7 protein-coding genes are annotated in these 12,921 nt (G+C 34.8%); all 7 read right to left on the bottom strand.

Annotated elements, in window-relative coordinates; all coding sequences use genetic code 11:
- On the bottom strand, positions 1–3,322 hold a 3,322-nt coding region (locus RWM24_RS03735), incomplete at its 3' end, for a YSIRK-type signal peptide-containing protein (RefSeq protein WP_314111694.1).
- 476 nt (positions 3,323–3,798) lie between these two features.
- On the bottom strand, positions 3,799–4,305 hold the full coding sequence (locus RWM24_RS03730) for a MucBP domain-containing protein (RefSeq protein WP_314111692.1): 507 nt from the start codon (positions 4,303–4,305) through the stop codon (positions 3,799–3,801).
- Between the two features lie 142 nt (positions 4,306–4,447).
- Positions 4,448–6,298 (bottom strand): translational GTPase TypA, encoded by a 1,851-nt coding sequence (typA, locus tag RWM24_RS03725; protein WP_314111691.1) that lies wholly within the window; start codon positions 6,296–6,298, stop codon positions 4,448–4,450.
- A 193-nt stretch (positions 6,299–6,491) separates the two neighbouring features.
- Positions 6,492–7,289: a pyrroline-5-carboxylate reductase gene (proC, locus tag RWM24_RS03720; protein ID WP_314111689.1), complete on the bottom strand. Its 798-nt coding sequence runs from the start codon at positions 7,287–7,289 to the stop codon at positions 6,492–6,494.
- A 1-nt stretch (position 7,290) separates the two neighbouring features.
- Positions 7,291–8,538: a glutamate-5-semialdehyde dehydrogenase gene (locus RWM24_RS03715; protein ID WP_314111702.1), complete on the bottom strand. Its 1,248-nt coding sequence runs from the start codon at positions 8,536–8,538 to the stop codon at positions 7,291–7,293.
- A 10-nt stretch (positions 8,539–8,548) separates the two neighbouring features.
- Positions 8,549–9,655: a glutamate 5-kinase gene (gene proB, locus RWM24_RS03710; RefSeq protein WP_314111687.1), complete on the bottom strand. Its 1,107-nt coding sequence runs from the start codon at positions 9,653–9,655 to the stop codon at positions 8,549–8,551.
- Between the two features lie 29 nt (positions 9,656–9,684).
- Positions 9,685–12,339: a DNA polymerase I gene (gene polA / locus RWM24_RS03705; protein ID WP_314111700.1), complete on the bottom strand. Its 2,655-nt coding sequence runs from the start codon at positions 12,337–12,339 to the stop codon at positions 9,685–9,687.
- Positions 12,340–12,921: the final 582 nt, after the last annotated feature.

Here is a 12,921-nt window from a genome sequence, read left to right as displayed (position 1 = left end):
CTTTTACTGCCTCATCCGCTGCTTGTTTCGCTGTATTGTATGATCCTACTGTTTCTGGTGTTTTTCCAGCTGTTACTTCTTCTGCTACTGCTTCTTTTAGCTCATTCTTAGCTGTTTCTAGCGCTGATGTGTTGGCTTTATCTTTTAATAATGTTGCCGCATCTGCTAATTTCGCTTTGATCGCACTTACTTTTGCTTGAGCTTCGATTGCTGCGTCTTTACTTGCGTTTTCGCCTTTAGCTGCGATTGCTTCTGCTGCTTGTTTTGCTGCTGTTAGTTCACCATTTAACTCTTGTAATCTTGCTTCATAAGCTGTGATACTTTCAGGAGTTTTTCCTTCTTTACTTGCTGGTACTAACGCTGCTGCATCCGTTGCTAATGTTGTTTTTTGCTCTGGAGTTGCTGCTTCTACTAACGCTTTTTTAGCTGCCGCTAATGCTGCTTTCTTTTCTGTTACAGTTTGTAACGCTGCATTTACTGCTTCTTGTGTTGCGTTTGGATTTGAAAGTACTGCCTCTGCTGCTTTTACTGCATCATCTGCTGCTTGTTTCGCTGTATTGTATGATCCTACTGTTTCAGGTGTTTTTCCAGCTGTTACTTCTTCTGCTACTGCTTCTTTTAGTTCGTTCTTAGCTGTTTCTAAACCACCAGTATTAGCTTTGTCTTCTAGTAGTGTTGCCGCATCAGTTAATTTTGATTTTAACGCATCAACTTTTGAAATTAGTTGAGCTGCTTCTTCTTTTGCTGCATTATCCGTTTTAGCTTTTTCTAAAAGTTCTGCTACTTTTGTTTTTGTTTCTGTTAATTCTGGTTGAATTGTAGCTACAGCATCCTTATACTTTTGTACACTAGTTGGTTTTTTATTTCCTAAATTATCATCACTAATTGGTGTTAATGCTTTTTCTGCTTTTTTAAGTTCTGCTATTTGTGCATCTGTTGCTTTATCCTTTAATAATGCTTTAGCTTCTTCTAATTTAGCAAGTACTTCTGTAACTTTTTCTTGTGCTTCTAATGCTGATACTTTACTTGCGTTTTCTTGAGCATTTGCTACATCATTTGCTGCTGCTACCGCTTTATCTAACTCTGATTTTAATGCATTATATTTTGCTTCATACGCATTAATACTATCTTGAGTTTTTCCTTCTTTACTTGCTTCTACTAGTTTCGCTTTATCTGCTGCTAGTTTTGTTTTTTGAGCTTCTGTTGCAGCAACTACTAATTCAGCTTTTGCTGCTTTCAACTCAGCTAATTTTTCATTTAGCTTACTTACAGCAGCAGCTACTACATCTGGATCTGGATTTTCTTGATCTAATATAGTTTGAGCCTTTTCTCGAGCTTTTATTGCTTCATCTTTTGCAGTATTATAAGGTTCTTTCGAAATTGGTGTCTTACCGATTCTTGGGTCTGGATCTTCATTTATTAATCCTAATAGGTTATTATTTGAAGCAGTTAATTTTGATTTATCAGTTCGTAATGCTTGTTGATCTGCTAACACAGCTGTTACGATATCTTTATAAGTTCTGGTAGAACTCAATTCTCCGTCTAATAAATTCTTAACATTTTCTAATTGTGTTTTATAGGCATTAATAGTAGCTTCAGTTTTTCCTTTAATATCTCTTTCTTCAGTTGCTTTTAACTTATCGTAAACTCTTTGTAGTAAATTTTTAGCTAATTTTCGAGTATCTTGTTCAATTGAAAAGTCTAATCCTGTTACAGGTAACGCATAATGTCTCAATGGAGACTGATATCCCATACCCATTCTTTCTGTATTTGTCACTTTAATTCGAACTGTATACTCAGTAACTCCTACTGGTAAATCTATATCTGAACTTGTAAACGTACCAGCTTGACCATTTGGCTTATAAGCTGCTTCTGCCATTTTTGCCTCTACTTCAGCTTTATTTAAAGTGTAATTATTAAAGTCACTTCGTACAAACGCTCTTCCTGTACCATCCTTAGCTGGTGTTACTATACCTTTTTCATTTGTTAAGGTTTTTCTTGGTTGTGGCTCAAAACTATACGTATAAGCAGTTACTTCACTATTATTCTGACGATAAACTACTTCAACTAAATAATTGGCTTTTGTACCATTCAAATCTCCAGTAAATCCTGTTTTAAAGGCAACTTTCACCTTAGATCCAGTTGCTGGTGAATGAGCTTTAAAAGTTTTCTCAATCCCATTAAAACTCTTAATTGCAAAAGAATCACTACCTCCTAAACCAGATCTTTTATAAGGTTGTCCATTAAATGTTTGTTCTGTTTCACTAGCAATAGTTCTAACTTTTCCTAAGAATAACATATAGTCTTTTGATCTATCAAAAGCTTGTTCGCCTACATAAGTATCATAATATTCAGCCCGTCCTCTGTTAATATTAGTATATACTGTATTTACAGTTTCAACTGGGAAAATACCACTTTCCGTTTTTCTTGCGATAGCAAATTTCCCCGGAGTACCATCTGGTTGATTAATCGCTTTCCAACCACCAAACTCTTGAATCTCTTTTACATCACCTCTTGCAACTCCTGTTTTATCTCCAAGGTCATTCATATCTTGAATTTTTGTATTATTCTGAACTGTATCCGGTAATTTTTGTAATTCACTTGCAATTTCATTCAAATCGGCATTTTCAGCTGGAGCTGTATACGTTTGGTTCGCAGATGGATCTGTATCCGTAGTAGACGAATCCGTACGGAATGGATTACTTCTATCCAATGCTTTTCCGTTACGTTCATCTCTAGAACCTGAGTTTGCAATCGAGTTAGAGTCTGATGCTTTTTCAGTATTCGTTGCTTTTTTACCTACAGTAGGTTTTCCATTTGTCGTATCTACTGCTGGTGCTTCTTTTTTATCTTCTGGTTTTGTTTGTAATTTTGTTGTTGCTACAATTAAGTTTGCGTGTGCTTGTGTTAATTCAGCTTGTGCTTTCGCATTACTTAAAGCTGTTCTTGCTTCTTCTAAAGCTGCTTTTAATTTGTTCACACTATCTTCTGTTTTAGAAGCATATTTCCCGCTAGTAAATTTCCCATCAATTTCTTCAATTAATTTTGTTAATGATGTTTTATCTAAAGTTACTACCGCTGAACTTGCTGCTTCTGTTGTAGTTTCATGTTTTTCAATTCGAGATTTATCCTCATTATCTTTTACCGTTGGGTTTGTTACAGTTGTTTGGTCACCATTTACTGCTTGAACTTCACTTGCAGAAACTGCTGCACTCCCCATTAATAAATATAAAGCTGATATCGCTACTGATGCAGCCCCAAAACTTACTTTTCTAATCGAATAACGTAGTTGTTTTTCTTTATATTCTTTACGTTTAAACAATTTTACATCTCCTTTTCCTAAATAAAATAGCCTGTATATTATAACAAATTTTACCGTTCAACTCAAATAAAAACCCTATTTTAACTTATAATAAAATCCGAATAATATTTATGTATTTCTTATAACTTTTATTAGCTTTTGTGCATATTATTTTATATAAAAATAACATGCACAGAATACCTACTTTTAATTTTAAGATAAAATACTTTTTAAACTTTCTACATGTTTTTTATTTTAATCTGTAGAAAAAGCCTATCAATATCCCTTTCTCAAAATTTAGATATACAAATTTCATTCTACCCCCCCCCGAAAATTTTGTCAAATTATATCACTCGATATTGTGAAAAAAATTTAACAATCCTCCTCTAATGATGTATATGAAAAAAGAGCTCCCGCATAATACGGTGAGCTCTTCCTCGAATTTTTATATTTAACTAATAAAAATCTAAATTGATGTAAAGTTAATCTAAAAATCTTTACTCTTCTTTTTTCTTACCTGGAATTGCAATTCCTAATCCCGCAAGAATTGAAGCCGCAGCTGCTCCGAAGATTGTAAACTCATCTCCAGTACCAGTATTTGGTAATTCATTCTTATGTTCTTCCACAGTTGTTGGTGTTTCTACTTTAGATTCAGAATGAACAACTTGACGATATACATGACGTACATTACCGTTTGACTCAGTTTCTGTACGAATGAATTCATATCCTGGAATATTTTCTTTTGAATGATTTCCTTTCTTAGGAGAACGGATTTCTTTACCATTTTCATCTACATATAAAGTTTCTTTTTCCTTCACTTCAAGAGTTGATGAAGTTACTTTACTATAAATATGAACAGTATTTCCTTCTTTATCTTTTTCTGTACGTACAAATTTATATCCTGGAATTGAAGATTTATCCTTCGTACCATTTTCTCTAGGTTTTAGAGTTTCCCCAACAAAAGTAATGTTATATACGTTTCCAAAATAGAAAAGACTTTGCATAGTAGCTCTAGCGATAAAATCCATTATGGATTTTATCGTCGGAAAATTTGAGACCTTAGGCTCAAATTTTAGCAATGAGACTCGCTTTTGCGAGGCTGCTTGCGTCCGTAGCTACTATTAGCAAAGTCAGTTTCTATTGTTATTAATTATTTTCAGCTTCTGCTTGTTTTTTACGTTTATTTGCCTTTTCACGCTCACCTTTGTTTAAGATTTGTTTTCTTAGACGAATAGTTTCTGGCGTAATTTCGCAATATTCATCATCTGATAAGAATTCTAATGATTCTTCTAATGATAATTTCTTCGGTGTTTTAATCACAGAAGTTTGGTCTTTCGTTGCTGAACGAATATTAGTTTGTTGTTTAGCTTTCGTAATATTAACCGCTAAGTCATTTTCACGAGAGTGTTCACCAACAATCATTCCTTCATAAATTTCTGTACCTGGTTCAGTAAAGATTACTCCACGGTCTTCAACACCCATAATTCCGTAAGTTGTTGATTTACCAGTATCTGTAGATACTAATGCACCATTTCTACGTCCTCCAATATTTGCAGCAATATATGGTAAATATTGATCGAATGTGTGGTTCATAATTCCGTATCCACGAGTCATTGATAAGAACTCAGTTGTATATCCTAATAATCCACGAGCTGGTACTAAGAATACGATACGAACTTGTCCATTTTCACTATGTTGCATATCTTGCATTTCACCTTTACGGTTACTTAATGATTCAATAATTGAACCCATATATTCTTCTGGAGTATCAATTTGTACACGTTCAAATGGTTCACATTTTACGCCATCAATTTCTTTAATGATTACTTCTGGACGAGATACTTGTAATTCGTATCCTTCACGACGCATATTTTCAATTAAAATTGATAAGTGTAATTCTCCACGCCCTGATACAATCCATGCATCTGGTGAATCCGTTGGTTCTACTTTTAGAGATACGTCTGTTTGTAATTCACGCATTAAACGTTCTTCAATTTTACGTGCCGTTACAAATTTACCTTCACGTCCAGCAAATGGTGAGTTATTTGTCAAGAATGTCATTTGTAATGTTGGTTCATCAATATGTAACACTGGTAATGATTCTTGTGCATCTACTGGTGTTACAGTTTCCCCAACGAAGATATCTTCCATCCCTGAAACAGCGATTAAGTCCCCTGCTTTTGCTTCATTGATTTCTAAACGATTTAATCCGAAGAAACCAAATAATTTTGTAACACGGAAGTTTTTCTTAGTTCCATCTAATTTTAATAGAGAAACTTGGTCCCCAACTTTTACAGTTCCACGGAATACACGTCCGATACCAATACGTCCAACATAATCATTATAGTCTAATAATGATACTTGGAATTGTAAAGGCTCATCCGAATTATCAATTGGTGCAGGAATATGTTCGATAATTGTATCGAATAAATAATCCATTGTTGGTTCTTGGTCTGCAGGATTATCAGACATACTAGATGTTCCGTTTAATGCTGAAGCATAAACAACAGGGAATTCTAATTGATCATCATCTGCTCCTAATTCAATAAATAATTCTAATACTTCATCGACTACTTCTTCTGGACGAGCAGCGTCACGGTCGATTTTATTAACTACTACGATTGGTGTTAAATGTTGTTCTAATGCTTTTTTCAATACGAAACGTGTTTGGGGCATTGTTCCTTCATAAGCATCTACAACTAAAACTACACCGTCTACCATTTTCATGATACGTTCTACTTCTCCACCAAAGTCCGCGTGTCCTGGTGTATCCATAATGTTAATACGAGTACCTTTATATTGAACAGCAGTATTTTTCGCTAAAATCGTAATACCACGTTCACGTTCAATATCGTTTGAGTCCATCGCACGTTCTGATAATTCTGTACGTGCATCCAGTGTTTCGGATTGTTTTAATAATTCGTCTACTAATGTTGTTTTACCATGGTCAACGTGAGCGATAATGGCAATATTACGAATATCATTTCTTAATTTCATGTTTTCCTCCAATTTGTAATAAAATGAAAGTGATGGAATACATTTTAATAGGGAATTTCCATCACTTAAACCTCTTTATAACCTTGAAAATTATACTACAAAAATCTCACAAACTCAATTCATATGATTATTTAACACATAGTTTTGTACTATTTTTTTACATCGAGTAAGAATTGATTTCATTTTAACTTCTTTACTTGCCTAATTCTTCTGTTCTTTGTTTAGCACATCTAGTCGCTTCGATGACACTTGATCTAAATCCTGTTTGTTCTAATGAAATCACTCCAGCGATTGTTGACCCTCCTGGGCTACAAACTTTTTCTTTTAAAATAGCTGGATGTTCTTTGGTTTCACCTACCATTGTCGCAGAACCTTTCACCGTTTGGGTCGCTAACTGAAGCGCAACTTCTCTAGATAAGCCCATACTTACTCCTGCTTCTGCTAATGCTTCAATAAAAATATAAACAAAAGCTGGGCCACAACCTGCTAATGCTGTAGCAGCATCTATTTGAGATTCTGGTAATTCTACTAATAGACCAGCACTTTGCAGTAAACGAACAAATTCCTCTTTATACGTTGTAGTCACATTTTTCCCAAGAGAAAAACTAATCACACCTGCTTCTACTTGTAGTGGTGTATTTGGCATCATACGAATCCAACGATGACGCGTATCCGTCATTAACTCTAACTGTTCTAAAGTCACTCCAGCAGCCATACTAATCAATAGGATAGACTCTCGTCGCTCTAAGATATTTTTATTTTCTTCTAATAACTCTTGAATTTGATTTGGTTTTACTCCAAGGAAAATCACATTTGCCTGTTCAAAAACTTGTCTATTAGTAACTGCTGTAGCATTCAAGTTCTCTGCTAGATTCACTGCCTTTTCATGAGTACGGTTCGCAAGTAATACTGGATAAGTTTCATGTTTAGCCGCAATTGTCGCAATGACGCTTCCCATATTTCCTAAACCAATGATTCCAATGGTTTTCATCTTACCTCACCTGACCTTCTCCATACACAATGTATTTATAAGTTGTCATTTCTTTTAAGCCCATCGGTCCTCTAGCATGTAATTTTTGAGTGGAAATTCCCATTTCACATCCTAAACCAAATTCTCCACCATCAGTAAATCGAGTAGAAGCATTCACATAAACAGCTGCACTATCCACTCTCGTTGTAAAGAATTCAATCGCATCATCTGATTCTGAAATAATTGCATCAGAATGATGAGTACTATGCGTTTCAATATGACCCACTGCTTCTTCAATCGAACTAACGACTTTTACAGCCATAATATAATCAGAAAATTCTGTGTCAAAATCTTCTTTTTGAGCTTTCACTCCTGAAATGTATTGAGCTGCTTTTTCATCAACTCTTAATTCAACAGCCGGAGTATGATTATCCACTAAAGTTGTTTTTAGTAATGGTAAAAATTGAGGCGCAATAGCTTCATGAACCACACAAACTTCCATGGCATTACATACAGATGGACGACTCATTTTAGCATTTTCGACTATTTTAATGGCTTTATCTAAATCTGCATCTTTATCAATATAAATATGCACAATTCCAGTACCTGTTTCAATGACTGGAACAATCGCATTTTCAATAACTGCACGAATTAATCCAGCACCACCTCGAGGAATTAACACATCGATATAGCCTTTTGCTTTCATTAATGCCATCGCACTTTCTCGACTTGTATCACTGACTAATTGAATACATTCTGGAGAAATACTTGTTTTTGCTAATCCTTTTTTCAAGGCTGTCACAATCGCAAAAGCACTTTGATACGCTTCCTTGCCACCTCTTAACACAACCGCATTTCCACTCTTAATTGATAATGCCACTGCATCGGATGTAACATTAGGTCTGCTCTCATAAATAATTCCAATTACACCAAATGGCACTCTTTTCTTCTTAATTTGAATGTTTTGTGCGCCAACCGTTTCTTCAATGACTTCTCCCACTGGGTCTGGTAATTGAGCGACTTGTCGAATGCCTTCAGCCATTGCTTGAATTCTAGCTTCATCTAATCTCAAACGATCCAACATTACTTCTGAGATATGTCCTTTTGCTTTTTCCAAGTCTAATACATTTGCTTTTAAAATAGCATCTGTATCTTCTAATAATGCAAGAGCCATTGCTTCTAGTGCTTCATTTTTTGACGTTGTTGAAGCAATATTGATTTCTTTTTTAAAACGATTAACCGTTTCTAACAATTGTTGTGTAGTCAATATGCATGCCCCCTTAAAATTCTTGTTCTAATAGTGCTAATTCTCCAGAAATAGTCATCCAATCATCTCGATGAATGACAATTCCTTTTCGATTATTTTTCGATAATTGTTGTGCAATAGCGTATTTACTTAAACGAGTTTGTCCTTTCCCAATCACTTGATAGTGTTCATCTACAACTGTCACGATTTCGGATTCATAAAACTCTCCCTCAACTGCTTTCACACCTGAGATTAATAAGCTCTTTCCTTCTTCTTGTAAAGCTTGTTTTGCTCCAGCATCAACGACTAATTTCCCTTTACTTTTTGCATACAAGGCCAGCCATTGTTTATGAGTTTTCATCACTTTTTCTTGCGGTGTAAAATACGTTCCATCAACAGTTTGGTGAGCAGCTTCGATCAATGCTTGTTCTTTTAAAGATGAGCAAATATAAACAGGAACACCCGCCATTGTCGCAATGGTCGCTGCTTTAATTTTAGTATACATTCCGCCAGTTCCATTGCTAGAACCAGCTCCGCCTGCCATTTCGACTAGTTCTTTCGTAATTTCATCAATTGTATCAAATCGTTTTGCTTCTGGATTTTTCGAAGGATTGTCATTATATACGCCATCAACATCTGTTAATAAAACTAATAAATCTGCTTGTACCATGGCAGCTACTTGCGCACTTAATGTATCATTATCACCAACTTTTAATTCCTCAATAGACACTGTATCATTTTCATTAATAATCGGAATCGCATGTCGTGTTAACAATACAGATAACGCTTGATGAGCATTATTGTAACGACGTTTATCCACAAAATCATCTTGAGTTAATAAAATTTGCGCAGAAACAATACCTTTCATTAATAAATTAGACGTATATTCTTCTAATAATAATCCTTGTCCTACTGCAGCAGAAGCTTGTTTATCGGCAATCTTTGTTGGACGTTTTTTAAACCCTAAAGACGAGAACCCTGCAGCAATCGCACCAGAAGATACTAAAATTAATTCATGTCCTTCTTCATGTAAAGCTGCTAGTTGTTGCGTAATAGCTTTCACTTTTGCACGTGACAAGCTTCCATCAGGATTTGTTAATGAACTTGTTCCTACTTTAAACACAATTCTTTTATGCTTCATTCTGTTTTCCTTTCTACTAAATAGTCAATCTATTTTGCTTCATACCAGTTATTGCCAATATTGCTATCTGCTTTTAATGGTACAGATAAGCTTACCGCATTTTCCATCACTTCTTCGACTAAGCTTTGTAAACTTTCCACTTCTTCTTTTGGCACTTCAAAAATCAATTCATCGTGTACTTGTAATAATAATTTCGCTTGGAAATTTCGTTCTTTCAACTCTCTATCTAACTCAATCATGGCTACTTTTAAAATATCTGCAGCAGTTCCTTGAATCGGTGAATTCATCGCTGTTCTTTCTGCAAATGAACGAATGTTAAAATTGCTCGAATGAATTTCTGGTAGATAACGACGGCGATGGAATAATGTTTCTACATAATCTTTTTGACGTGCTTCCACTACAATAGTTTCCATATAGTCTTTGACTCCTTGGAATTCTTCTAAGTAGCGATCAATGAATTCTTTGGCTTTTTTACGTGGAATATTCAGATTTTGAGAGAGCCCATAATCACTAATTCCATACACAATTCCAAAGTTAACAGCCTTCGCCTGTCTTCTCATACTACTTGTCACTTCTTCAGGATTTTGTATTCCAAATACACGCATCGCTGTATTCGTGTGAATATCTATATTATTTTTAAATGCTTCAATCATATGCACATCATTTGCCATATGTGCTAATACACGTAACTCAATTTGTGAGTAGTCACTGGAAAGTAGTTTCCATTCAGGATGACTTGGTAAAAATGCTGAACGAACTTGTCGTCCTTCTTCTGTACGAATTGGAATATTTTGTAAGTTTGGATCTTGAGAACTTAGACGACCTGTTTGCGTTAAGTTTTGTACGAAACGTGTATGAATTTTACCTTTTTCATCAATATAAGTTTGTAATCCTTCAACATATGTTGAATTTAATTTTGCTAATTGTCGATATTCTAAAATGCACTCAACAATTGGAGATTGGGAAGCTAGTTTTTCTAATACATCGACTGCTGTCGAATATCCCGTTTTTGTTTTCTTAATAACTGGTAAATTCATTTTTTCAAACAAAATAACACCCAATTGTTTTGGAGAATTAATATTAAATTCCTCTCCTGCTAATTCATAAATTGTTTGTTCAATTTCTGTTAATCGTTCTTCAAACTGTTGTCCCATTTCGATTAGACGATTCTGATCCACTCGAATTCCTTGAATTTCCATACGAGCTAATATATCACTCAACGGTAATTCCATTTCCCAATATAACTGAGTTTGTTCATTTTCATCCAATTGTTTTAATAAACGTTTTGGAGCAGTCGCTAATACATAAATTTTTGCAGCTAAATGATTCCAAAATACTTCTTTTTCTTCTGGAACTTTTATTTTAACACCTTTTCCATATACTTCTTCATCGGTCTTCAATAATGAAATACCAAATCGTTTTGCTACATCATAAATTTCATTGACTATTTCATTGGCATCCACTAGATAGGCTAATAGAGACACATCATATTTTGCACCTGCTACTGTTAGTCCAAAACGGTTTGCGAATACTTTCATTGCTTTCGTATCAAACATTGTTTTCTCAATGGTTTCATCTGCTAGCCATTGTTTAAACGCTTCAGACTGAACAGCTGATTCAATAGAAGTGACATACACTTGTTTTTCCGTTCCGAATGCGACTGCTAATACTGGAGCAATATGATAGTTGTTATCAAATGATTCAAAATGAACCGTTGTTGCATCTTTCAATTCTTTTTCTGAAATAGTATCAATCCATTGAACGTTTAGACTATCAACACTTTCTTCCTGAACAACTTGCCCACCTTTTTTATTGAGCAAATCTTTTTGGAATGATTGAAAACTCATTTCTTTATAAAAAGCTATTAGTTCTTCGACATTTTCTTCTTTTCGAAGGGTATCTGCTACGGTAATTTCTAATGGAGAATTGATGTCGATTCTTGCTAATGTTTTACTTAAAAAGGCTAATTCTTTATCTTGAATTAAATTATCTTTTAGCTTACTTTTTTTCATTTCTTCGACATGTTCATAAATTCCCTCTACACTTCCGTATTCTTGAAGTAATTTAATAGCGGTTTTTTCACCCACTTTTGTTACGCCTGGGTAATTATCTGATGAGTCGCCCATTAGTCCTTTCATATCGATAATTTGTTCTGGTGTTAGTCCATATTTTTCGTTGATAAAAGCTGGAGTGTATTCGACTAATTCGCTTACTCCTTTTGTAGTTATTTTAACGGTAATTTCTGGAGTTGCTAATTGTATTAAGTCTTTGTCTCCAGATAAGACGACTACTTCAAAGCCTTCTTTAGATGCTTGGTGAGCTAATGTTCCAATAATGTCGTCGGCTTCGTATTGGTTTAAGCGATAATGTGGGATTCCCCATGCGTCTAATAAGACGTTGAAGTATGGCATTTGTTCTTTGAATTCTGTTGGTGTTTTTGCTCTACCACCTTTGTATTCTGCATACATTTCTGTACGGAAAGTTGTTTTCCCTGCATCCCAAGCTACTAATACGTGGGTAGGATTTTCTTGTTCTAAGATTGTTTTGAACATTCGGTGGAATGAATACAATGCGTTTGTGTGTAATCCGTTTTGGTTTTTAAATCGGTTTAAATCTAAGATGGAATAAAAGGCACGAAAGGCTAAGCTGCTGCCATCTACTAGTAATAATTTTTGTTTCACGATAGGCTCCTCAATTCTTCACAATGTTATTTTCAGTGTACCATATTTTTATAAAAATTTGCATTGATAGCCTATTACGGAATAAAAGCAAGAAGCAAAAATATTTTTTGTTTGTGAGGTCGCCAGTAGCCCCTGCGGGTCTCTTGGCTAAAATTTGAGCCTCGGTCTCAAATTTTACCTGTAATGGAAGCCACCTTGGCTTCCATTACTTTCACTACAAAACATATTTTTGCTTCTTGCTTTTATATAGGATTGGTGTCTTTCACTGAAATTTTTTCCTAATGTATTATAAATAAGAAAGAAAAACACTTTTTTTGTGGAAGCAGCAGTAGCCCTTGCGGTCTCTTAGCTAAAAATCGAGCCTCGGTCTCGATTTTTACCGGTAATGGAAGCCAACTTGCCTTCCATTACTTTCACTACAAAAAAATTTTTTTGCTTCTTGCTTTTATATGTGATGAACGTTTTTTCAATAACAGCATGTATCGACGAAAAAATCATGACAAAAACTCTAGCACAGACTTTTCCCGTAGCAGTTGTAATAGAAGCTGGGTTACCAGATTCTATTACCGGAAAATTTGAGACCTT

The sequence above is a fragment of the uncultured Granulicatella sp. genome (genome assembly GCF_963516875.1).
Taxonomy (GTDB): Bacteria; Bacillota; Bacilli; order Lactobacillales; family Aerococcaceae; genus Granulicatella.
This window is presented reverse-complemented; position numbering and strand designations above follow the sequence as displayed.

Excerpts from the sequence above, each read along its gene's own strand:
- RWM24_RS03730 (WP_314111692.1), bottom strand. The coding sequence starts at position 4,305 with ATGCAAAGTCTTTTCTATTTTGGAAACGTATATAACATTACTTTTGTT.
- typA (WP_314111691.1), bottom strand. The coding sequence starts at position 6,298 with ATGAAATTAAGAAATGATATTCGTAATATTGCCATTATCGCTCACGTT.
- proC (WP_314111689.1), bottom strand. The coding sequence starts at position 7,289 with ATGAAAACCATTGGAATCATTGGTTTAGGAAATATGGGAAGCGTCATT.
- proB (WP_314111687.1), bottom strand. The coding sequence starts at position 9,655 with ATGAAGCATAAAAGAATTGTGTTTAAAGTAGGAACAAGTTCATTAACA.